Origin of the sequence: Nocardioides ureilyticus (genome assembly GCF_051280745.1) — a bacterium.
Lineage (GTDB): Bacteria > Actinomycetota > Actinomycetes > Propionibacteriales > Nocardioidaceae > Nocardioides.
This window is the reverse complement of the sequence record NZ_JBNCOG010000003.1, coordinates 56,937-78,923: the sequence shown is the minus strand read 5'-3', so window position 1 is coordinate 78,923 and position 21,987 is coordinate 56,937. Positions and strand designations below refer to the sequence as shown.

Below are 21,987 nucleotides of genomic sequence, written 5' to 3'. Positions count from 1 at the left end.
CCCGTCGAGGTCGGTCGCGGCTACGTTCCGGCCATGAGCTCCCCGATCCGCGTCATCGCCACCCTCCCCGTCCAGCCCGACCAGGCCGAGGCCGCCCGCGCGGCCCTGGCGGCCCTCGCCGCGGCGTCGCTCGCGAACGACGAGGGCTGCCTGCAGTACGACGCCTTCGAGTCGGCCACGGCGCCGGGCACCTTCCTCACCATCGAGGCGTGGGAGTCGCAGCAGGCGATCGATGCCCACATGGCCGCCCCGCACGTCGCCGAGGCGTTCGGCGTGCTCGGCCCGATCCTCGCCGGCGAGGTGGGGCTGCACCCGCTGAAGCCGGTCTGATCCGGGGCGCCCCGGGATGTAACGCGACGTTCGCTGCTCTTGCTGCACGTTGCAGCGTGCAGAAACAGTGGCGGACGTCGCGTTACATCGGGGCCGTGCCGGTGCGCCGGAGCGGCGCGGTCGGGTCAGTCGCGCACCCGCACGACCGACTTCCCGAGCGTGCGGCGTGCGTCCATGTCGAGCAGGGCCTGGCCGAAGTCCTCGAGCGCGTACGACGAGCCGATGGGCGGCTCGACGACGCCGGCCTCCATCATCGGCACCAGCCGCTCCCACTGCTCGTGCATGTAGCCGTCGCGGACCATCGCGAAGGCGCCCCAGCCGACGCCGCGCACGTCGATGTTGTTGAGCAGCAGCCGGTTGACCTTGACCTGCGGGATGCCCTGGCCAGCGGCGAACCCGACGACCATCAGCCGGCCCTGGGTGGCCAGCGACCGCAGCGAGTCGGTGAAGAGGTCACCGCCGACGACGTCGACGACGACGTCCACGCCGCGGCCGTCGGTCAGCTCCTTGACTGCGTCCCTGAAGCCCTCGACCAGGACGGCCTCGTCGGCGCCGGCGTCCCGGGCGACCCGGGCCTTCTCCTCGGTGGAGACCACCGCGATGGTCCGGGCACCCATCCCCTTGGCGACCTGGATGGTCGCGGTGCCGACGCCGCCGGCGGCGCCGTGGACGAGGACCGTCTCGCCCTCGCGGAGGCCGGCCCGCTCGTGGAGGGTGAAGTCGGCGGTCAGGTAGTTCATCGGCAGGGCGGCGCCGTGGTCGAACGACATGGCGTCGGGCAGCGGGAAGACGAACCCCGCAGGGTTGGCGACCAGCTCCGAGGCACCGCCCCAGCCGCCGACGCCGGCCACCCGCTGCCCCGCCTCGAACCCGGGACCCGAGACCACCGTGCCTGCGAAGTCGACGCCGAGCGTGAAGGGCGGCTCGGGCTTCATCTGGTACTCGCCGCGGGACAGCAGCAGGTCCGGGAAGGAGACACCCACGCGGTGCACCTCCACCAGGACGTCGTGGGGGCCGGGCGTCGGCTCCGGCACCTCGCGGAGCTGGACGTCGGCGGGACCGGTGGTGTCGAGGACCTGTACGGCGCGCATGGGCGCACGCTACCCAGTGGCTCCCACGCTCATCGGCCGGACCTCGTCGCCGAGCCATACCGTCCCGCCATCGACGACGTCGAGGACCAGGCCCGCGCACCCGTCGTTGACCTCCGCGACCTCGTGCAGCACCCGGCGACCGACCATCACGCAGCGCGCCATCGGCTCCCGGACCCGCACCAGGACGCCGCCGAGGAGCAGCTCGCGCCCCGTCCACCCGTCCTCGGCGAACGCCGCAAGCCCCGGGGCGTCCAGCACCACGTTCGCACGCAGCAGCGCGGCCTCCGCGCCGAGCCGGGCCAGGGTCGCCGTGGTGACCAGGTGGAGCGGCCCCTCGTCGTGGTGCGGTACGGCGGACTCGGCAGCCACCCGCACCGGGCGGCCGACGTGCGCGGTCACCGCCGCGTCGAGCGCGGGGTCCCCCGCGGGCCACGACCGCCCGTCGGGCAGCGTCACGATCGGGCCGGCGACCGGCCCGGTGTCCGGGGCCGGATCACCGTCGTACCGGGCCGCCAGCCGCTCGAGGCCCTCCATCCGCCGGAACCGCCGGGTCGACTTGCCGCTGCCCAGCTTCCCGTCGGGGTCCACGACCGCCCAGGCGCGGTCGCCCACGATCCCCCGCCGGTCGACCAATACCCGGTCGACGGTCTCCCCGGCCATCGACTTGACCGGGTAGCGGTGCAGGGAGACGACGCGCACGACCGGGACCGCCCGCTCAGGAGCGGGGCTCGACGATGGCGACCATCTCGAAGTGCATCGGGTCGGTGAAGCTCCAGTCGCCGCCCCAGCCGAAGCCCCACTTCTTGAAGATCGACACCACCGTCCGGTCCATCTCGCCGACGGTGCCGCGGAGGTTGCCCGGGACGTTGAGGTCCACGGCGAGCCCGAAGGAGTGGTTGGAGAGCTTGGTGCTCCCGGCGATGAACCGCGGGTAGTAGCACCCGGCGTACTCATCGGGGTTGATCTTGTCCGCGAGCCCCCGGTCGACCACCTCCTGCAGCGCCGCGCGCAGCTGCGGGATCATCGCCTTGTTGCAGGTGACCGACCCGAGGATCGGCACCGGCTCGGTGCGGATGTGCTCACGCACCCACGAGGCCTCCGGCACGACCCGGCCGCCCTCGAGCACGCGGTAGCTGAACGCGCCCACGGCCTCGGAGACGCTGCCGACCAGGAACGCCGTCTGCTGCACCGTGGTGTCGAGGTCGGGGCCGAGGATCTGCACCGAGGCGTCGGCGCCGGCGATCTCCTGGATCGGCTTGCGAAGCGCCTGGGGCGAGGTGATGTCGGTGGAGACGATCAGCGCGTTGCCGGGCCTCATCCCCAGCTCCTCGCCCCACTTCTCGTTGACGACGGCGTCGAGCTGGGGGACCTGGTCGACGTAGGCGCCGACGTGGACCTGCGGGGCCTGCTCGCCGTTGCCCAGGCTGAGGAAGCCCTGGTCGTCCATCGGGACCTTGTCCTTCATCGAGGGCAGGACGGCGATCTCGCCGCCGGCGACCCGCTTCCATGCCTTGAGGAGACGGGCGCTGGCGCGGTCGCGGACGAAGCGGCGGTACGACGCGGGGTCGACCGCGGCCAGGTTGATGACCTTCTCCTCGACCGGCACCTGTGCCATCGCGATCGGCTCGACGGCGTCCACGCCGCGCATCCCGGCGATCTGCTCGACCATCTCGTCGCTCAGCGACTCGGGGCTGTAGACGAGCATGTCGGGACCTTCGAGCTTCTCCTTGAGCGGCCCGGGCGGCTCGACCGCCTTGCTGCTGGCCGGCACGGCGGTCGACCCCGGCTGCGGATCGGTCCTCGCCGACGTGGACGCCTCGGGGGTGGTGGGGCTCGGGGACGACGTCTGCGGCGCCTCGGAGCCGCCGGCGCAGGCCGACAGCGTGAGCAGCGCGATGGCCGCCACCGGCGCGAGTGCACGCGCGTGCCTCATGGGTCCTCCCCTCCCCGAGCAGCCCCGTCGACCCTCCAGGGTAGGCGCCGGCCGCAACGACCGCGGCCGAACTCCCGGGCCGCCGGTCACTCCGCCCCGTCGAGCGCCCGGGCCGGGATGGTGAACCACGAGACCACGCCCCCGAGGACGAGGAGGCCGGCGCAGGCCAGCATCGCCGAGCCGTACGCCGCGTCCAGCGCGCGCGGGTCGGCGTACTGCTCGCCGCCGAGGCCGACCGCCACCGGCAGCGCGGCCACCGCCAGCAGGGAGCCGGCCCGCGCCACCGCGTTGTTGACGCCGCTGGCCAGCCCGGCGTGCTCGTCGGGCGCGGCGGCGAGCACCGTGGCGGTCAGCGGGGCGACCATGAGCGCCAGGCCGAGCCCGAAGACCGTGACGCCGGGGAGCACGTCGACGACGTAGTCGACGTCCTCGCCGACGGCCAGCAGCAGCACCACACCGAGCGCCATCACCAGCGGCCCGACGGTCATGGGGACCCGGGGGCCGATCCGGGCACCGAGGTCGCCGCCGCGTGCGGCCAGGAACAGCATGCAAGCGGTCACCGGCAGGGTGGCCGTGCCGGCCGCCAGCGCGCTGTACCCCCCGACGGTCTGCAGCTCGATGACGAGGAAGAACATCACCGCGCCGAGGGCGGCGTAGACGAGGAGCGTCATCACGTTCGCGGCGCTGAAGGTCACGTCGCGGAAGATCCCCGGCTCCAGCATCGGCGCCCGGACCCGCCGCTCCACGGCCACGAAGGCCGCCAGGGCGAGCGCGGCTACCACGCCCGCCGGCACGGCCCAGACGTCGCCGGCCTGGATGAGCGCGTAGGTCACGGCGGCGAGGGCGACGGTGGCCAGGACGGCGCCGGCGACGTCGATCCGGTCGGCGGCCCCTTGGTCGCGGGTCTCGGGGACCGAGCGCACCGCGACGGCCACGGTCACCGCTGCCAGCGGCAGGTTGATGAGGAAGATCCAGCGCCAGCTGGCGTGGTCGACCAGGGCGCCGCCCACGAAGGGCCCGACCGCGGTGGCGATCGCCGCCAGGCCGGACCAGGCGCCGATGGCCCGGGGCCGGTCCTCGGCGACGAAGGCGCCCTGGATCATCGCCAGGCTCCCCGGCGTCAGCAGGGCGCCGCCGACGCCCTGGAGCACCCGCGCGACGATGAGGGTCTCGACGTTCGGTGCCAGCCCGCAGGCGAGGCTGGCGACCGCGAACCACACGGTGCCGATGACGAAGACCCGGCGCCGGCCGAACCGGTCGCCGAGCGACCCGCCGAGCAGGATCAGGCTCGCCAGCGAGAGCAGGTAGCCGTTGGTGACCCACTGCAGCTGCGCGAGGCTGGCGTCGAGGTCGGCGCCGATCCGCACCAGCGCCACGGTGACGACCGTGCCGTCGAGCAGCGTCATCCCCGAGCCGAGGGTCGCCGCGAGCACGACCGCACGGCCGCCCGCGGTGCCCATGCGGACCTGGTCGGCAGCGCCCGCGGGGGTCGAGGTCACCGGGGCCCGCTGCTCAGTCCGCGACCCGGACGCGCAGCACCCGTCCGGCCAGCCACGCCAGCCGGTCCGCGGTCTCCGCCGGTGTCCCCGACGGCTGCATGACGTGGCTGAGCACCACCCGGACGACGATGTCGATGGCGGTCGCGAGCTCCGCGGGCGTGAGGTCGACGTCGTACGGCGCGATCCGCTCGAGGAGCACCGAGCGGGCCACCTCGAGCAGCGACCCGGCGTGGGTGGTGAGCAGCGGCAGCAGCTCGGTGTCCGCACCGTGCGTCGCGCTGACCACCGCGTGCAGCAGCGGGTTGTCCTGGGCGTGCTCGAGCACGGTCCGCGTGGCGGCCCGGATCGCCTCGACGAGGTCCTCGGGGTGGTCGTCGAAGGCCAGGCGGACCACGCCGAGGAACCGGTCGAGCTCGCGCAGGATCATCGCCTCGGCGAGCCCGACCTTGGTGCCCATCTCGTTGTAGACGGTCTGCCGGCTGACCCCGACCTCGTCGGCCAGCCGGACCATCGTCACCTTCGACCAGCCGAGGTCGATGGTCATCCGCACCGCCGCGTCGACCAGCCGGTCGCGGGTGGTCGCCGAGGGCGGGCCGGGGTTCATGGCGCCAGTCTAGGAAGCCCTCCCCCGCCCGCGCTCAGTCGAGCGGCTCGAGCGAGAGCGCGAGCACCGGGCAGGCGTCGACCGCGCGCCTCAGGCGTCCGCCTTCTCGAGCGGCACGAAGTCGACCTTCTCCCGCACGCCGCAGTCCGGGCAGCACCAGTCGTCGGGGATGTCGGCCCAGGCGGTGCCGGCCGGGAAGCCCTCGTGCTCGTCGCCGGCCGCCACGTCGTAGACGTAGGCGCAGCTCGGGCAGCGCGCCGCGAGTACCTCCTCGACCGCGCCGGGCGTGGCGTCGGCCTGGTCGGCGGTCGTCGGGGCGGCCGCCGGCGGCGGGTACGCCGCGAGCACCTTCGCCCGCTTCGACGGCTCGATGTTAGCCCGGGAGATGTCGCCGTCGAAGTGGGCCAGCACTCGGGCGTCCATCACCCGGCGCCAGGCCGGCGGGACGAGCGCGAGCACGATCATCCCGGCGTACCCGGTGGGGAGCACCGGGGACTCCTCGAAGTCGCGCAGCGTCTGGTAGCGACGGGTCGGGTTGGCGTGGTGGTCGCTGTGGCGCTGCAGGTGGTAGAGGAGCACGTTGGTGGCGATGTTGTTGGAGTTCCACGAGTGCGAGGGGTCGACCCGCTCGTAGCGCTGCCGCTCACCGACGCCGACCTTCTGCCGCAGCATCCCGTAGTGCTCCATGTAGTTGACGACCTCGAGCAGGGAGAACCCGACGACGGCTTGGATCACCAGGAACGGCAGCACCTCGACGCCCAGCCAGGCGACCACCGCGCCCCAGAGCACCGCCGACATCAGCCAGGCGTTGAGCACGTCGTTGCCCAGCCGGAACGGGTGCCGGCCCTTGCGGGCGTAGCGGCGCTTCTCCAGCCGCCAGGAGCTCTTCAGCGAGCCGAGCACCGTGCGCGGCCAGAACCGGTAGAAGCTCTCGCCGACGCGGGACGACGCGGGGTCCTCGGGGGTCGCGACGCGGACGTGGTGGCCGCGGTTGTGCTCGATGTAGAAGTGGCCGTAGAAGCTCTGGGCGAGGGCGATCTTCGACAGCCAGCGCTCGTGGCTCTCCTTCTTGTGCCCGAGCTCGTGGGCGGTGTTGATCCCGATGCCGCCGATGCAGCCGATCGAGATGGCCAGGCCGACCTTCTCCCACAGGGCCAGCTCGCCGCCGCCGCCGAGGAACCCGGCCAGCGGGTCGCCCGCCGCGATGAGGTACATCGCGCCGAGGAACCCGGCGTACTGCACCGGGAGGAAGAGGTAGGTGATCCACCGGTAGTAGCGGTCCTCCTCGAGCGCCTCGATGACGTCGTCGGGCGGGTTCGAGCGGTCCAGCCCGGCGACGAGGTCGATCGCCGGCACGACCACGAGGATCACCACCGGGCCGATCCAGAACCAGCCGCCGAAGCCGGTGAGCTTCCAGCCGGCGTACGCCAGGAAGGCCAGCGACGGGACCACGAGGCCGATCAGCCACAGGTAGCGCTTCTTGTCGGTCCACTGCTCGGTGGAGCCCTCGGGGACGGTGCTGTGCGGTGGGGCGGCGCTCATCGTCGTACCTCCTGCCGATGTGGGTTTACACGACCATAGGGTCTGTAAACCTCGATTGACAAGAGGCCCGCCGATGTAAAGTCAGGCGTTCTCGCGGCGGAAGACCGCCGTGCCCCACCAGACGGCGAGAGCGAAGAGGAGCACGGTCCAGCCCACGCCCCACCCCATGACCGAGGCGTCGAACTCCCCGAAGAACGCCCCTCGCACCGCGTCGACGACGTGGCGGATCGGCATGAAGTCGGCGAGCGTGTCGAGCCAGGCGGCGCCGAAGCTCATCGGCAGCAGGATCCCGGAGAGCAGCAGCACCGGCATCATCACCAGGTTGATGACCGGTGCCATCACGTCCTCGCTCTTCACGGTGAGGGCGAAGGCGTTCGAGCCGGCCGCGCACGCCCCGCCGAGCAGGATCGTCAGCACGATGCCGAGCAGGATCCCGCCGGGGTTCCACTCCATCCCCATCGCCAGGCCGAGGGCGACCAGGATCAGCGCCTGCACCAGCAGCTGCAGCAGGTCCCTCCCGAGCCGGCCCATGAGCAGCGCCGAGCGGCTCGCCGGGGTGACCCGCTCGGCCTCGATGACGCCCTCGCGCCACTCCCCGATCAGGCTGAACCCCGCGAAGAAGGCCCCGAAGATGCCCAGCTGCACGAGCATGCCCGGGACGAACCACGTGTACTGGTTGACGCCCAGCTGCCCGATGACCGGCTCGAGCAGCGGCCCGAAGAGGAGCAGGTAGAGCACCGGCTGGAGCATTCCGATGATCACCCAGGCCGGGTTGCGCAGGTTCATCCGCAGCTGGCGCCGGAAGACGATCGAGGTCTCGCGCAGGAAGGTGCTCATCAGGCCGCTCCCGTGGTCGGGCCCGAGGCGGCGGGCGTGGTGGGTGCGGGCTGGGCGACGACGGGGGTCTCGGGGTCGCCGCCTGCCGGGTCGCCGTCCGGCTCGTCGCCGTCCGCCTCGGCCGCGGCCTCCGCGTCGCGCAGCGACCGGCCGGTGAGGGTGAGGAAGACGTCGTCGAGCGTGGGCCGGGCGACCTCGATGGAGTCGAGGGTGACCCCGGCGGCCCCGAGGTCGCGGAGCAGGCCCGGCACGGCGCGGCCGGCGCGTGCGACCCGGCCGCGGACGTGGCGCCCCTCGACCACGACGTCGGGAGCGATGGAGGCGAGCTTGTCGCGGGCGACGGCCACCTCGGCCTCGGCGCTCACCTCCAGGTCCACCAGGTCGCCGGCGACCTGGGCCTTGAGGTTGTCGCTGGTGTCGCTCGCGACGATCCGCCCCTTGTCGATGATGACGATCCGGTCCGCGAGGGCGTCGGCCTCGTCGAGGTAGTGGGTGGTGAGGAAGACCGTGGCGCCCTGCGCGGTGCGCAGGTCGGCGATGTGCTCCCACAGGTTGGCCCGCGCCTGCGGGTCCAACCCGGTCGTCGGCTCGTCGAGGAAGACGAGCGACGGGGAGTGGATGAGCCCCATGACGATGTCGAGACGCCGCTTCTGGCCGCCGGACATGTTCTTCGGCATCCGGCGCCACAGGCCGTCGAGCTGCAACCGCTCGAACAGCTCCTGGCCCTTCGCCACGGCCTCGGCCCGCGACATCCCGTAGAGCATGCCGTGGTCGACCACCTCGTCCCCGGCGTAGGCGCCGGAGAAGGTGGACCCGACCTGGGAGCAGTAGCCGATGCTGCGGCGCACCTGCACCGGTTCGGTGGCGACGTCGTAGCCGGCCACCGTCGCCGTGCCGGCCGTCGGCTTGAGCAGCGTGGTGAGCATCCGCAGCGTCGTGGTCTTGCCGGCGCCGTTCGGGCCGAGGAACCCGACGACCTCGCCCTCGGCGACGTCCAGGTCGACACCGGCCACGGCGTGGACGGGCTTCTTCTCCTTCCCTCGGCCGGTGTGGAAGGTCTGCACGAGTCCTCGTGCACGGATCATGGGCGCTCCTCGGTCACGGTGGGACGGCGAACAGTCTTCGGGCCGGTGACGGGGCGGCGTCAACCGATTTCGACTCCACCGACCGGCGCCGGTCGCCCGACTCATCGGTGCGTCGCCGGAGCCGTGCTGAGATGGGGGCATGGCAGCGACCCCCTTCGGCATCGACTTCGGCGGCACCGGCATCAAGGGCGCGCCGGTGGATCTCGACAGCGGCGACTTCGCCCGCGAGCGGGAGCGCATCCCGACGCCCCGACCGGCCACGCCGGCGGCGGTCGCGGAGGTCTTCGTCGACCTGCTGGCGAGGTTCCCCGACTGCGACGGGCCGGTCGGCGTGACCGTCCCGGGCATCGTGCGCCACGGCGTCGTCCACTCGGCCGCCAACATCGACCCGTCCTGGATCGGCACCGACGCCGACGCGCTCTTCACCGAGGCGACCGGCCGCGAGGTGCACGTGGTCAACGACGCCGACGCCGCCGGGCTCGCCGAGGTCCGGTACGGCGCGGCGCGCGGCCGCTCCGGGCTGGTCGTGCTGACCACCCTGGGCACCGGCATCGGCTCCGCACTCGTCCACGACGGGGTGCTCGTGCCCAACAGCGAGCTGGGCCACCTCGAGCTCGACGGGCACGTCGCGGAGCAGCGCGCCGCCAACAGCGCCCGCGAGCGCGAGGACCTGTCGATGGAGGAGTGGGCCGGCCGGCTGACGGCGTTCTACCGCCACCTGGAGCGGCTCTTCTCGCCCGACCTCATCGTCGTGGGCGGCGGCGTCAGCAAGCGCGCCGACGAGTTCCTCCCGCTGCTGGACGTGGACGTCGAGGTGGTGCCGGCCGCCCTGCGCAACAAGGCCGGCGTCGTGGGCGCCGCCCTGCACGCCACCGGATGACCTGCGGCAGCGCAAACGTTTAGCCCTCCAGCGCGCCGGGGACTGTCCTCGTGGGGACCGACCCGAGGGAGGCCGCGTGGCGCGCACGCCGTACATCGTCGTACCGCTCCTGGTCGCGGTCGCCCTCAGCGGCGCCACCGGTGCCCGCATGCTCCTGTCCGAGCCCGACCCGGCCGATGCCGGGGCCACCGTCGAGTGCTGGGACGGCCTGCGCACCGACTCCCTCGAGAACTGCTCGCGCCCGCGCAGCGAGGAGGGCCTGGCGTGGGTCTTCCCCTCGCTCGACACCGCCGAGTGCGAGGACCCGCACCCCGACCGGACCGGGCCGGCGAAGGTCGAGTGCGAGGAGTCGATCGGGCGGAAGCCGGTGACGATCCGGTACGGCGCCGTGGGCGAGGTCGAGGGCGGCCGGTCCTACTTCGAGAAGACGTACGCCGACGGGGCGCGCGCCGAGGCGAAGGCGCCGGACGGCTCGGTCAACCGCTACGTGTGGCGGCTGCCCGAGCCGACGCCCTCGGGTGACTGGGTGCTGACCTCGATGTACCGCGAGCACCCGTTCTTCGTGACGGTCGAGGCCCCGACGGCCCGGGCCCGTGACCGTGCGTTCAAGCGCTTCGTGGAGATGCGCGACCCCGGCGAGGTGCGCGGGACCGTCATCCGCTGAGCAGGCGGGGGCGCGGGCCAGGACCTCGGGTCAGGCTCCCCGGATCGCCGCTGCCACGGCCTTCGGCACGTCGGGGTGGAAGACCGACGGGATGATGAAGGACGGGTTGAGCTCGTCGTCGTGCACGACGTGCGCGATGGCGTCGGCCGCTCGGAGCAGCATCTCGATGGTCACCTCCGAGGCGCGCGCGTCCAGCAACCCGCGGAAGACGCCCGGGAAGGCGAGCACGTTGTTGATCTGGTTCGGGTAGTCCGACCGGCCACTGGCCACCACCGCGGCGTACTTGTCCGCGGCGGCGGGGTCGACTTCGGGGTCGGGGTTGGCCAGCGCGAAGACGACCGCGTCGTCGGCCATCTCCTGGATCCACTCCGGGTCCAGGATGCGCGGCGCGCTGACCCCGATGAAGACGTCGGCCCCGACGAGCACGCTGTGCAGGTCGCCACGGGCCCGCCGCGGGTTGGTGACCGCGGCGAGCTCGCGGTGGGCGCCCTCCAGGGTGTCGTCGTCCGCGCTGAGGGCGCCTGCACGGTCGACGACGACGACGTCGGTGACCCCGGCGGCCAGCAGCAGCGTCACGATCGCGGTACCGGCCGCCCCGCCACCGGAGACGACGACCCGGACCGAGTCCAGCGACTTGCGCACCACCCGCAGGGCGTTGGTGAGGGCCGCCAGCACGACGATGGCGGTGCCGTGCTGGTCGTCGTGGAAGACCGGGATGTCGAGGCTCTCGCGGAGCCGCTGCTCGATCTCGAAGCAGCGCGGCGCGGCGATGTCCTCGAGGTTGATGCCACCGAAGCCCGGTGCGATCATCTCGACCGCCCGGACGATCTCGTCGGTGTCCTGGCTGGCCAGGCAGATCGGCCACGCGTCGATGTCGGCGAACCGCTTGAACAGCGCGGCCTTCCCCTCCATGACCGGCAGCGCCGCGCCGGGGCCGATGTTGCCGAGGCCGAGCACCGCCGAGCCGTCGGTGACCACGGCGACCGAGTTGCCCTTCACGGTCAGGCGTGAGACGTCGTCGGGGTTCTGCGCCAGCGCCAGGCTGACCCGGCCGACGCCGGGCGTGTAGGCCATCGACAGGTCGTCCCGGTTGCGCAGCGGCACCTTGGAGGAGACCTCGATCTTGCCGCCGATGTGCAGCAGGAAGGTCCGGTCGCTGACCTTGTGCACCTCGACGCCCTCGACGCCGTCGGCGGCGCGCTCGAGGTCGGCCGCGTGCTCGGCGTCGCTGGCCGAGCAGGTCACGTCGACGACGAGCCGCTCGTGGCTGGACTCCGCGACGTCGATCGCGGTGACGATGCCGCCGGCCTGGCTGACCGCCGTGGCGACCGCGCCGACGACGCCGTGGTCCGGCGCGGTGTGCAGGCGCATGGTGATCGAGTACGACGAGGTGGTGGCGGCGGCACGGTTGGTCACCACGACACTCTCCGGCCCGGCAATGGTTACCGGCAAGTCCGTCCCTCCGCGGGGTGACGCCGGTCACGTTTTTGCACCATAGTGGCCGCAGTGCAATACTGCACTACGTGACTTCGAGTGCAACCGAGCCGTCGCTCCGCGATGCCAAGCGACGCGACACCGAGGAGCGCATCCTCGCCAGCGCGCTCCGGCTGACCGAGGAGCACGGCCTCGACGGCTTCACGATGGACGACCTCGCCGCCGGAGCCGGCGTCTCACGGCGGACGCTCTTCAACTACGTCCCGAGCAAGCTCGATGCCGTCCTGGGGCCCGCGCCGACGCTGTCGGAGCAGAGCCGGGCGCGCTTCGTCGCCGGCGGGCCCCACGGCGTGCTGATCGAGGACCTCCAGGTCCTCGCCCGCGAGATCCTCGACTCCCGGCAGGTCGACCGCGAGCGCTTCGAGCGGCTCCGCCAGATCGCCGACGAGCACCCGCGCATCCTGCTCGCGGTCCACGGCCGCTTCGAGACGATCTCGGCCGACTTCGCCACCCTCCTCGGTGAGCGCGAGGCCCAGCGCGGCACCCCGGTCGACCCGCTCCGCGCCCGCCTCATCGTGCGCCTCCTGGTCACCGTCTTCGACAGCGCCATGGCCGCCTACACCGCCGGCGACGACCGCCCGCTCGTCGAGCTCTTCGACGAGCACCTGACCGCCGCCCGCCAGCTCCTCGCCTGACCCCCGACACCTGGTTCTCGACCCTCGTCCCTAAGGAATCGCATGGCCACCCTGCTGCACCGCCTCGGACTCACCGCCTACCGGCGATGGCCGCTCGTCATCGGGACGTGGGTCGTCCTCTTCATCGCCCTGGGCGCCTCGGCCGCGGCGTTCTCCAAGCCGATGAGCGACTCGTTCTCCATCCCGGGGATCCCGTCGGAGGAGGCCGCGGACCTGCAGTCCGAGCTCTTCCCCGGTGCACCCGACCCGTCCGAGCGCGCCACCGCCAACGTGGTGGTCGCCGCGCCCGAGGGCGAGCAGCTCTCCGACCCGCGCTGGCAGGAGGCCACCCAGGCCCTCATCGAGGACCTCTCCGGCCTCCCCCAGATGCCGGAGACGCCCCTGGTCGGCCCGGTGACGGCGGCCGAGCAGCAGCGCCAGCAGCTGCTGCAGGCGGCCGCCCAGGCCGGCACCGACCGGCAGGTGGCCGAGGCCGACGCCCGCGCCCTCTCGCCGCTGTCGGAGGACGGGCGGGTCGGCATCATCACCTGGGACTTCGCGGTCGACTCGGTGGCCGACGTCGAGCCGTCGACGATCGAGGAGCTCGAGGACGTCATGTCCGAGGCCCGTGGGAGCGGGCTGACCGTGGAGGCCAACGGGCCCGGCACCGCCGGCATGCCGCACCTGGGCGGCACCTCGGAGATCATCGGCGTCGCGGTCGCGCTCGTCGTGCTGGTCCTGACCTTCGGCTCGCTCGTGGCGGCCGGCCTGCCGATCCTCACCGCCGCCATCGGCGTCGGCTTCGGCCTCACCGGCATCACGCTGATGACCGCGTTCGCCGACGTCGGCTCCACCACCCCCATGCTCGCCACGATGATCGGCCTGGCCGTCGGCATCGACTACTGCCTGTTCATCCTCGCCCGGTTCCGCTCCGAGCTCGACCACACCTCCGACCGGCAGGACGCCACCGGCCTCGCGGTCGGCACCGCGGGCTCCGCCGTCGTCTTCGCCGGCCTCACCGTCCTCATCGCCCTGGCCGCCCTCTCGCTGGTGCGGATCCCGTTCCTGACGTCGATGGGCCTCGCGGCCGCCGCGACCGTGCTCGTCGCGGTCCTGGTCGCCCTCACCCTGCTGCCCGCCCTGCTGGGCATGCTCGGCTCCAAGGTCTTCGCCGGACGCGTGCGCCGCTACCGGCCGGCCCGCGACCACGACGGCCGGATCCTCAACAACGGCGTGCGCTGGGGCCGGTTCGTCGGCCGCCGTCCGGCCGCGGTGGTGGCGATCGTGGTCGTCGCGCTCGGCGTCCTGGCGGTGCCGCTCAAGGGCCTCCACCTCGCCTTCCCCACCGACAGCACCGCCTCCACCGACACCACCCAGCGCCGCGCCTCCGACCTCGTCGCGGAGGCGTTCGGCCCCGGCCGCAGCGCGCCGCTGCTCGTGGTCGTCGACGGCCGGGACGTGCCCGCCGACGAGCGGCCGGCGGCGTACGGCGAGGTCGTGGCCTGGGCGGCCGGCCAGGACGGCGTCGTGAACGCCCAGGTCGTCGGCCAGAACGAGGACGGCACCGGCGCCCAGGTGCTCGTCACTCCGGAGACCGGCCCCGAGCACACCGCCACCGAGGACCTGCTCGGCGACCTGCGCGCCGGCACCGGCGACCTCGAGGAGCGGACCGGGGCGGACCTGGGGATCACCGGCACCACGGCGATCTTCACCGACATCTCCGAGCGGCTCAGCGACGCGCTGCCGGTCTACCTCGCGGTGGTGATCGGGCTCGCCTTCATCCTGCTGATGATCGTCTTCCGCTCGATCCTCGTGCCGCTCACCGCCACCCTCGGCTTCCTGCTCTCGGTGCTCGCCACCCTCGGCATCACGGTGGCGGTCTTCCAGGAGGGTGCGCTCGGTCTGGTCGAGGGCCAGCCGATCGTCAGCTTCATGCCGATCTTCCTCATCGGCCTGGTCTTCGGCCTGGCGATGGACTACCAGGTCTTCCTGGTCACCCGCATGCGCGAGGCGCACGTGCACGGCATGTCGACGAGCGACGCGGTCATCGACGGCTTCCGCAACAGCGCCCGCGTGGTGGCGGCCGCCGCGGTCATCATGATCTCGGTCTTCGCGGCCTTCGTGCTGATCGACGAGCCGATCATCAAGTCGATGGGCTTCGCGCTCGCGGTCGCGGTCTTCCTCGACGCGTTCGTGGTCCGGATGGCGCTCATCCCGGCGCTGCTCGACCTGCTCGGCGAGAAGGCGTGGTGGCTGCCCCGGTGGCTGGACCGGCTGCTCCCGGTGGTCGACGTCGAGGGCGAGAAGCTCCAGCGGGGCAGCGGCCACCTCGTCCCCGGCGAGGCCGGCGCGGCCGAGGAGCGCCAGCCGGTCTGAGCGGGCGGGGCGGGGCGCAGGCCCGAGAAGTCAGCGCTCCTCGACCCCGAGGTGGGCGAGCAGGTTCTTCGAGAACCGCTCGCCCATCTGGCCGACGACGCCCTTCATCGCCGCCGTGACGGCGGGCGAGGAGACCTTGGGCAGCGGCAGCTCGAGGGTGATGTCGAGACTGGTGGCCAGGCGGGTCCCGCCGCCGTCGGCGTCGGGGACCTCGTCCAGCTGGTACCAGCCCTCCACCCCGGCGCGCTCCGCGGCTCCGGCCGGCGGGTCGTGGGAGAAGCCGATCCGCTCCAGCTCCCGGTAGCTCATCCGCTCGGTGAACGACGGCGCCACCTTGACTCCGAGCACGTCGATCCCCGTCATCTGCCAGGTCCAGTGGTCGCCCTCGGCGGTGATCCGCTCGAGCAGCGGGGTCAGCCGGGCGACCAGCGTGGGATCGGTGAGCACGTCCCAGATCGCCTCCCGTGGGGCGAGGACGACGGCTTCGGCGCGGGTCCCGGCGGTGAAGCTGGCCATCAGGCGAGTGCCTCCTCGATGTCGGCGGCGACCTTCTCCGGCCGCGTGGTGGGTGCGTACCGCTCCAGTACCCGCCCGTCCCGGCTGGGTCACCCGTCGGAGGCCTGCCACCCCCGGCCGTCGCGCGCGAGGAGGTCGGCCGCCGGCTCCGGCCCGGCGCTCCCAGCGGAGTAGCCCACCGGCCGCTCGCCGGTCTCGGCGCTGCGCTGGGCCCAGCGGGCCAGCACCGGCTCGACCCAGGTCCACGCGGCCTCGACCTCGTCGCGGCGCATGAAGAGCGTGGGGTTGCCGCGGACGACGTCCATGAGCAGCCGCTCGTAGGCGTCCGGCGAGCGCTGGTCGAAGGCCGTGGCGTAGGAGAGGTCCAGCGAGACCGGCCGCAGCCGGATGCCACCGGGGCCCGGCTCCTTCGCGGTCAGGTGGAGGCGCATGCCCTCCTCGGGCTGGACCAGGATGTGCAGCCGGTTCGGCGCGGTGGTGCCCTCGCTGTGGGGGAACATCGGGTGCGGAGGCTCCTTGAAGACCACGACGATCTCGGAGAGCCGCTGGTCCATCCGCTTGCCGGTGCGCAGGTAGAACGGCACGCCGGCCCACCGCCAGTTCTGCACCTCCGCCCGGAGCGCCACGTAGGTCTCGGTGGCGGTGTCGGGCCGGCCGACCTCGTCGCCGTACCCGTCGTAGGCGCCGCGGACGGTGTCGCGGTCGACGTCGGCGGGACCCATCGGCTTGAGCGCCTGCAGCACCTTCAGCTTCTCGTCGCGGACGGTCTCCCGACCGATGTACGTCGGCGGCTCCATGGCGACCAGGCAGAGCAGCTGCAGCAGGTGGTTCTGGACCATGTCGCGCAGCGCCCCGGCGGCGTCGTAGTAGCCGCCGCGGGTGCCGACCCCGACGGTCTCTGCGACGGTGATCTGGACGTGGTCCACCCAGCGGCTGTTCCACAGCGGCTCGAGGAAGGCGTTGGCGAACCGGGTGACCAGCAGGTTCTGCACGCTCTCCTTGCCGAGGTAGTGGTCGATGCGGAAGATCTGCGACTCCTCGAAGACCCGGCCGACGGCGTCGTTGACGGCGCGGGCGGAGGCGAGGTCGTGGCCGATCGGCTTCTCCATCACCACCCGGGAGCGCTCGTCGACCAGGCCGAGGTCGTCGAGCCGCTCGCACGTGGCGCCGAAGAGGGTCGGCGCGACGGCGAGGTAGTAGACGCGCACGGTCTCGTCGGCGTGCGGGCGGTCCTTGAGGAGGCCGTGGAGCTCGTGCCAGCCGTCGGCGGCGTGCGCGTCGAGGCAGAGGTGGTGCAGGCGGCCGAGCAGGCGGTCGACGGCGACCGGCTCGAGCTCGTCGGCCGGGACGTGGGTGGCGAGGGCGTCGCGGACCAGGGCCCGGTAGCCGGCGGTGTCGACGTCGCTGCGGGAGACGCCCACGATCCGGTAGTCGGCGGGCAGCTGACCCTCACGGTCGCGGTGGTAGAGGGCCGGGATCAGCTTGCGGAGGGCGAGGTCGCCCGTGCCGCCGAAGACAGTGAAGTCGCAGTGGTCCGGGAGGCCCGCGTGCGCGGCCGGGCTGTCCGGTGAGGAGTACATGGCTTCCACGGTCTCAAGACTTTTGGATCGATACAAGCAGACTTCGGACTTTTGGCGGTCGAAGTGACGTGCTTCAATCCGGCCGTGACCGCCACCACGCCCGAGACCTCGGCCGGAGGGCTGCTCGCCCTCATCCGGTCGGGCGAGGCCGCCACGCGGGCCGAGCTCGGGCGGCTCACCGGCCTGTCGCGCTCCGCGGTCGCGGTGCGGGTCGCCGCCCTGGCCGAGGCAGGGCTGGTCGTCGAGGGTGCCGGGGCCTCGACCGGGGGCCGGCCCGCGGGCTCGCTCGCCTTCGACGTCGACGCCGGCGCGGTGGTGGGCGTGGCCATCGGCCGCTCCCGCACCCAGATCGGCGTCTACGACCTCGCCGGCCGCGAGATCGTCGGCGACACCCGCGACCACGACGTCGGCACGGGGCCCGAGGAGCTGCTGCCCGACATCGCCTCCCGGGTCGCCACGGCCGTCGAGCGCGTGGGCCCGCCGGTGCTGGGCATCGGCATGTCGCTGCCCGGGACCGTGGACCCCGAGCGCCGGGTCAGCGTCGACGCGCCGGTGATGAAGGGCTGGGACGGCGTGCCCCTCGCGCCCCACCTCACCGCGGTGGTCGACGCCCCGGTCCACCTCGCGAACGACACGGCGGCGCTCACCCGCTCCGAGCTCTTCGGGCCGCCGCCGCTGGGCAGCGACCTGCTCGTCGTCAAGGCCTCCACCGGGCTGGGCCTGGGCATCATCGCCGACGGCCGCCTGGTCCACGGCGACCGCGGCGTCACCGGCGAGCTCGGGCACACCCGGGTCGACGGCGCCGACGACCTGCTGTGCCGGTGCGGCGCCCACGGCTGCCTCGAGACGGTCGCCGCCGGCTGGTCGCTCGTCCACCGGCTGACCGAGCAGGGCGGCACCGCCCGCCACGTGCGGGACCTGGTCGCCCTGGCCCTCGACGGCGACCCGCTGGCCCGCAGCCTCCTGCGCGAGAGCGGCCGCCGGGTGGGCGAGGTGCTCGCCGTCGCCGTCAACCTGCTCCACCCGCAGACGGTCGTCGTCGGCGGGGACATGGGCGCGGCCTTCGACCTCTACACCGCCGGCATGCGCGAGGCGGTCTACGCGCGGGCCGCGGCGTCGGTCGCGCGCGACCTCCGGTTCGCGCCGGCCGCGCACGGGGACTCCGCCGGCCTGGTCGGCTGCGCGGCGCTCGTCATCGACCACGAGCTCAGCCCCGCCGCCGTCGACGCCCGGCTCAGGGCCGGGCGCGCGCCCGGCTGAGGCCCGGCCTCAGTGGCTCTTGCGGTCCCGGCGCACGCGCCGCCGTACCTGCCACATCCGGAGCGTGCCGGCCAGCGCGGTCAGCAGCAGACCCGCGGCGACGGCGACCAGCAGCGCCACGGCCAACGGTGTCTCGCCCTCGAAGCTCAGGAACCGCACGAGCACCGGATCGGTGTTCTGCGCGATGAACACGACGAGGAGCACGAGCACGAGGCCGAAGGCCACCAGGGCCGCCCACAGCCCGCTGGTGCGTGAGCCGCGGAGGGGGTCCCCGCTCCTGCCTCCCCCAGCCGTCGGCCCAGGTGCCGTCCCCGGCGTCGTGCCGCTGCTCGGCGCCGGGTCCGCGGTGCGGTCGGTGTGTTCGCTCATGGGCCCCCGGTACCCAGTCGGCCCGGCTGTCCCCCCGCCGTTCGGGGTACCGCCCTGCCGTGACCGCCGAGCCTCTCCACCCAGCGCCGGTCGCTCACGATCCTCCCGCCCGGCCGCACCTGCGACTGGTCATGTCCCCGCACGCGCTGGAGCCGGCGGATCCTCCTGCGCCGTCGGCGGCGGTGCTGCCGCCGGTCGTCGCGCCGGGCACGCCGTGGCGCGCGGCGCTGCGCCGGTACGCCGTCGAGCCGGCCTGGCAGCTGGCCCTCGCCCACGCCTGGCTGGTCCTCGTCGGCCCGGTGCTCGTCGTGCTGCCCCGGGGCGCGGCCGTCGTCCTCGGCGGGGGCCTGGCCCTCGCCACCGTCGGGGTGCTCCTGGTGGCGGCCGTCCGCGACCTGCTCGACCTCCGGGGCTGGGGCGTGCTGAGCGGCGCTCCCGCGATCGTGCGGATGGTGCGGCACCTCGTCACGCTCGGTCCGTGGGGCTACCTCGGTGTCCGGGGCCGGCGCACCGGGGACTGGGCGCCGTTCCTCGCCTCGACGGCGGCCTGGTGCCTGGCCGCCGTCACCACCGGCTTCACGCTCTTCCTCACCGGCTGACTCACGCCTCGTCCGTGACGGCACCGATGCCGTCGAGGTCCACCGGCTCGGTGGCGCCGGCGGCCGGCCGCACCGAGAGCCGGGTACGCCGGCGGGCGTCCACCTCGTAGCTCCAGTTCCGCTCGTGCAGGCCGCCGAGCAGGTACGACGGGGCGAGCCCGAAGTACTCGCCACGCGACCGCTCCGACCAGGCCCGGGCGTCGCGCCGGCGGGTCTTGTAGAAGTTGACCATGTAGCCGCGCTCGAAGAGCCGCACGACGCTGTAGCCGCCCGGGTACTCCTTGACCGCGCCGCCCTCGAAGTAGGGCAGCCGCCCGGTCTCGACGTTGCGGGAGAGGTTGTTGCGGTGCGTGTGGCCGGCGTAGACGCCGCCGGTGTTGGGGTGGCGTGCGATCAGCTGCCGGAAGGCGCGTGCGTCGTCCTGCGCGAGGCCGCCGATGAACGGCGGGATGCCGATCGCCGACGCGGTGAGGCTGGCCGGGTGGTGGAAGAGCGGGATGGTGATGTCGCCCTTCTCGAGCTCCGCCTCGAGGTAGTCGAGCTCGGAGCGGCGCAGCACACCGGTGTTCTCCCCGTCGTTGGAGTCCAGGCCGACGAAACGGTACCGGGCCCGCTTGGTCCCCACGGCGACGGAGAAGTGCTGGGAGCCGCGCTCGAACCCGCGGTCGAAGCGTCGGTCGAACTCGTCGACGAGCCGGCCGCTGACGTGCGGACGCTGACGGTCGTGGTTCCCGCGGGTCACGTGGTAGCGCGGCGCGTCCCCGGGCCTGACCATGCCCCGGCCGCCGAGGGTGCCGAACCCGTCCAGGGTGCGGCGGCACTCCCGCAGCGCAGCGGGCTCCGACTCGTTGGACAGGTCGCCGTTGGCGAGCAGCAGGTTGCAGCCCCGGCGGCGGGCGTCGGCCACGGCACCCTGCGCCATGAACCGCCAGTAGGGGTGCTCGGGGTCGACGGGGAAGCCGGGGGGAAGCCCGCCACCGGGGAGGTCCGGGTTGCTGTAGGCCAGGCCGGCGACCTGCTCACCGAAGTGCAGGTCGTTGAGCCAGGCCACCCGGCCGATCTCCCGCCCGCCCGGCCGGCGCATGGTGGTGAAGACCGGCGGGGCCGGGCCCACGAGCGGTGCGGTCGGGGTCGGCATGAGGGGGATGGCGACCCGCCCGCTGCTCTCCGCGCGCCAGAAGTACGTCGTGCCCGGCCGCAGCCCGGTCACCTCGACGTAGTGGTACGCCGTGGCGTCGTGCCGGCCGACGACCCGCCAGGTTCGCGGATCCGGGCTGGTCCCGATCAGGACGCGGCCCGGCGCCGCCACCGGTCGGGGACGGCCGAACTCGTCGCGGCGCGTCGGGTCGCCGGTGAACCAGGTGATGACGGCGGAGGTGTCGGTCACCGTCACGAGCTCGAGGTGCATCGGCACGACGAGGCCGCCCGCGCGAGGTGACTCGGCCTGGTCGGCCAGGGTCCAGCCGCGGTCGAGGACGCCCAGCGCCGGGAAGGTCGCGGAGACCAGGGCGCCGTAGCGGACCAGCTGGCGCCGGGTCAGGTTCTGCTCGCACACGGAGCGCGACGGTAGGGGCCGATCGGGGCCGAGGGGTGAACAGCCGGCAGACGACCGGCGCCGCCCGGGCTACCGGGTCGGGTCGACCATCGTCATGCCGGCCACCGCCGCCTGGTCGAACCCCGGCAGCATCGCGGCCACCTCCTCCAGCCCGACGACGCGCTCGACCAGCCGGTCGGGCCGGAGCCGCCCGGCCTCGATCAGCGCGAGCATCTCCGGGTAGTCGGCGGCCGCCATCCCATGGCTCCCGAGGACGTCGATCTCCCAGGCGATCACCCGCGCCATCGGCACGGCCGGGTGGCCGGCCACCGGCGGCAGGAGGCCGACCTGGACGTGCCGGCCGCGGCGCCGGAGGCTGAGGATGGCGTCGGCGCAGGTCTGCTCGCTGCCGACCGCGTCGACCGCGACGTGGCTGCCGCCGGCGGTGAGCTCCGCGACGGCAGCGGGGACGTCGGCGCCCTCCCCACCTCCGGTCAGGAGCGTGTGCTCGGCGCCGGCGCGCGACGCCGCTGCGAGAGCCTCGGGGTTGCGGTCGACGGCGACGACCCGGGCGCCGAGGGCGTGGGCGACCATCACGGCGCTGAGGCCGACGCCGCCCGCACCGATCACCGTCACCCACTCGCCGGCGGCGACCCGCGCCCGGCCGACCAGGGCGCGGTAGGCGGTGGCGAACCGGCACCCGAGGCTGGCGGCGGTGGTGTAGGCGACCCCTTCCGGGATCGCCACCAGGTTCACGTCCGCGGCATGCAGCGCGACGTGCTCGGCGAAGGAGCCCCAGTGCGTGAACCCGGGCTGCTGCTGGTCGGGGCAGACCTGCGCCTGACCGGTCCGGCACCACTCGCACCGCCCGCAGCCGCAGACGAAGGGGACGGTCACCCGGTCGCCGACCGACCACCGCCGCACGTCGGCACCGGTCCGGACGACGACCCCGGCCAGCTCGTGGCCCGGCACGTGCGGGAACGCGATGTCATCGTGGCCGGCCCAGGCGTGCCAGTCGCTGCGGCACAGGCCGGTGGCCCGCACCTGGACCACCACGCCGGACGGCGAGGGCTCCGGCTCGGGCACGTCACGCACCCGCGGCTGCGCCCGGACCTCGTCGACGACCACCGCACGCACCGCGCCATCCTCCCACCTCTTCGCCACCCGAGACAGCGACGAG

21 protein-coding genes are annotated in these 21,987 nt (G+C 73.5%); 7 read left to right on the top strand and 14 right to left on the bottom strand.

The window, feature by feature from the left end:
• Nucleotides 1-33: 33 nt before the first annotated feature.
• A complete protein-coding gene (locus tag ACSMHG_RS02690) occupies nt 34-330 on the top strand; it encodes a putative quinol monooxygenase (protein ID WP_435741831.1) in 297 nt (98 codons plus the stop codon).
• 125 nt (nt 331-455) lie between these two features.
• Here ACSMHG_RS02690 and ACSMHG_RS02685 read toward each other — a convergent pair whose 3' ends face one another.
• The 8 genes from ACSMHG_RS02685 to ACSMHG_RS02650 all read right to left on the bottom strand — a co-directional run bounded on the left by ACSMHG_RS02685 (nt 456) and on the right by ACSMHG_RS02650 (nt 8,921).
• Complete coding sequence (locus ACSMHG_RS02685; RefSeq protein WP_435741830.1) at nt 456-1,421, bottom strand: NADPH:quinone oxidoreductase family protein; 966 nt, start codon at nt 1,419-1,421, stop codon at nt 456-458.
• A 9-nt stretch (nt 1,422-1,430) separates the two neighbouring features.
• A complete protein-coding gene (locus ACSMHG_RS02680; RefSeq protein WP_435741829.1) occupies nt 1,431-2,120 on the bottom strand; it encodes an MOSC domain-containing protein in 690 nt (229 codons plus the stop codon).
• Between the two features lie 16 nt (nt 2,121-2,136).
• Complete coding sequence (locus ACSMHG_RS02675; RefSeq protein WP_435741828.1) at nt 2,137-3,354, bottom strand: M15 family metallopeptidase; 1,218 nt, start codon at nt 3,352-3,354, stop codon at nt 2,137-2,139.
• Nucleotides 3,355-3,440: 86 nt separating this feature from the next.
• Nucleotides 3,441-4,853 carry an MFS transporter gene (locus tag ACSMHG_RS02670; protein ID WP_435741827.1) on the bottom strand — a complete coding sequence of 471 codons (1,413 nt, stop codon included), beginning with the start codon at nt 4,851-4,853 and terminating at the stop codon, nt 3,441-3,443.
• Between the two features lie 13 nt (nt 4,854-4,866).
• Nucleotides 4,867-5,457: a TetR/AcrR family transcriptional regulator gene (locus tag ACSMHG_RS02665; protein ID WP_435741826.1), complete on the bottom strand. Its 591-nt coding sequence runs from the start codon at nt 5,455-5,457 to the stop codon at nt 4,867-4,869.
• Between the two features lie 90 nt (nt 5,458-5,547).
• Nucleotides 5,548-6,999, bottom strand: coding sequence for a fatty acid desaturase (locus ACSMHG_RS02660; RefSeq protein ID WP_435741825.1), 1,452 nt, complete (start codon nt 6,997-6,999; stop codon nt 5,548-5,550).
• Between the two features lie 81 nt (nt 7,000-7,080).
• The gene (locus tag ACSMHG_RS02655; protein ID WP_435741824.1) at nt 7,081-7,836 is read right to left on the bottom strand and encodes an ABC transporter permease; all 756 of its coding nucleotides are present in this window, start codon (nt 7,834-7,836) and stop codon (nt 7,081-7,083) included.
• Nucleotides 7,836-8,921: an ATP-binding cassette domain-containing protein gene (locus ACSMHG_RS02650; protein ID WP_435741823.1), complete on the bottom strand. Its 1,086-nt coding sequence runs from the start codon at nt 8,919-8,921 to the stop codon at nt 7,836-7,838. The genes ACSMHG_RS02655 and ACSMHG_RS02650 overlap by 1 nt, the downstream gene beginning before the upstream one ends.
• A gap of 139 nt (nt 8,922-9,060) precedes the next feature.
• Here ACSMHG_RS02650 and ppgK point away from each other — a divergent pair, with 139 nt between their 5' ends.
• Both ppgK and ACSMHG_RS02640 read left to right on the top strand, forming a co-directional pair.
• Nucleotides 9,061-9,801, top strand: coding sequence for a polyphosphate--glucose phosphotransferase (gene ppgK / locus ACSMHG_RS02645; RefSeq protein WP_435741822.1), 741 nt, complete (start codon nt 9,061-9,063; stop codon nt 9,799-9,801).
• Nucleotides 9,802-9,877: 76 nt separating this feature from the next.
• On the top strand, nt 9,878-10,465 hold the full coding sequence (locus ACSMHG_RS02640; RefSeq protein ID WP_435741820.1) for a hypothetical protein: 588 nt from the start codon (nt 9,878-9,880) through the stop codon (nt 10,463-10,465).
• A gap of 30 nt (nt 10,466-10,495) precedes the next feature.
• On the opposite strand, the gene ACSMHG_RS02635 is transcribed toward ACSMHG_RS02640, so the two are convergent.
• Nucleotides 10,496-11,836: an NAD-dependent malic enzyme gene (locus ACSMHG_RS02635; protein ID WP_435741928.1), complete on the bottom strand. Its 1,341-nt coding sequence runs from the start codon at nt 11,834-11,836 to the stop codon at nt 10,496-10,498.
• A gap of 152 nt (nt 11,837-11,988) precedes the next feature.
• On the opposite strand from ACSMHG_RS02635, the gene ACSMHG_RS02630 reads away from it, so the two are divergent.
• Together ACSMHG_RS02630 and ACSMHG_RS02625 are read left to right on the top strand one after the other, a co-directional pair.
• Nucleotides 11,989-12,594, top strand: coding sequence for a TetR/AcrR family transcriptional regulator (locus ACSMHG_RS02630; protein WP_435741819.1), 606 nt, complete (start codon nt 11,989-11,991; stop codon nt 12,592-12,594).
• Nucleotides 12,595-12,636: 42 nt separating this feature from the next.
• Nucleotides 12,637-14,949: an MMPL family transporter gene (locus tag ACSMHG_RS02625; RefSeq protein ID WP_435741818.1), complete on the top strand. Its 2,313-nt coding sequence runs from the start codon at nt 12,637-12,639 to the stop codon at nt 14,947-14,949.
• Between the two features lie 30 nt (nt 14,950-14,979).
• Here ACSMHG_RS02625 and ACSMHG_RS02620 read toward each other — a convergent pair whose 3' ends face one another.
• Together ACSMHG_RS02620 and zwf are read right to left on the bottom strand one after the other, a co-directional pair.
• Nucleotides 14,980-15,465 (bottom strand): SRPBCC family protein, encoded by a 486-nt coding sequence (locus ACSMHG_RS02620; RefSeq protein WP_435741817.1) that lies wholly within the window; start codon nt 15,463-15,465, stop codon nt 14,980-14,982.
• 89 nt (nt 15,466-15,554) lie between these two features.
• Nucleotides 15,555-17,045, bottom strand: a complete 1,491-nt coding sequence (zwf, locus tag ACSMHG_RS02615) for a glucose-6-phosphate dehydrogenase (RefSeq protein ID WP_435741816.1) — start codon at nt 17,043-17,045, stop codon at nt 15,555-15,557.
• A gap of 84 nt (nt 17,046-17,129) precedes the next feature.
• On the opposite strand from zwf, the gene ACSMHG_RS02610 reads away from it, so the two are divergent.
• Nucleotides 17,130-18,305 carry an ROK family protein gene (locus tag ACSMHG_RS02610; protein ID WP_435741815.1) on the top strand — a complete coding sequence of 392 codons (1,176 nt, stop codon included), beginning with the start codon at nt 17,130-17,132 and terminating at the stop codon, nt 18,303-18,305.
• Between the two features lie 9 nt (nt 18,306-18,314).
• Here the strand turns inward: ACSMHG_RS02610 and ACSMHG_RS02605 are convergent, their stop codons facing one another.
• The gene (locus ACSMHG_RS02605) at nt 18,315-18,674 is read right to left on the bottom strand and encodes a lipopolysaccharide assembly protein LapA domain-containing protein (RefSeq protein WP_435741813.1); all 360 of its coding nucleotides are present in this window, start codon (nt 18,672-18,674) and stop codon (nt 18,315-18,317) included.
• Between the two features lie 59 nt (nt 18,675-18,733).
• Between ACSMHG_RS02605 and ACSMHG_RS02600 the strand changes: the two genes are divergently transcribed.
• Nucleotides 18,734-19,273: a hypothetical protein gene (locus tag ACSMHG_RS02600; protein WP_435741812.1), complete on the top strand. Its 540-nt coding sequence runs from the start codon at nt 18,734-18,736 to the stop codon at nt 19,271-19,273.
• 1 nt (nt 19,274) lies between these two features.
• Here the strand turns inward: ACSMHG_RS02600 and ACSMHG_RS02595 are convergent, their stop codons facing one another.
• Both ACSMHG_RS02595 and ACSMHG_RS02590 read right to left on the bottom strand, forming a co-directional pair.
• Nucleotides 19,275-20,828, bottom strand: a complete 1,554-nt coding sequence (locus tag ACSMHG_RS02595; RefSeq protein WP_435741811.1) for a purple acid phosphatase family protein — start codon at nt 20,826-20,828, stop codon at nt 19,275-19,277.
• A 69-nt stretch (nt 20,829-20,897) separates the two neighbouring features.
• Entirely contained in the window at nt 20,898-21,944 is a 1,047-nt protein-coding gene (locus ACSMHG_RS02590; protein ID WP_435741810.1) for a zinc-dependent alcohol dehydrogenase family protein, read from the bottom strand.
• Nucleotides 21,945-21,987: the final 43 nt, after the last annotated feature.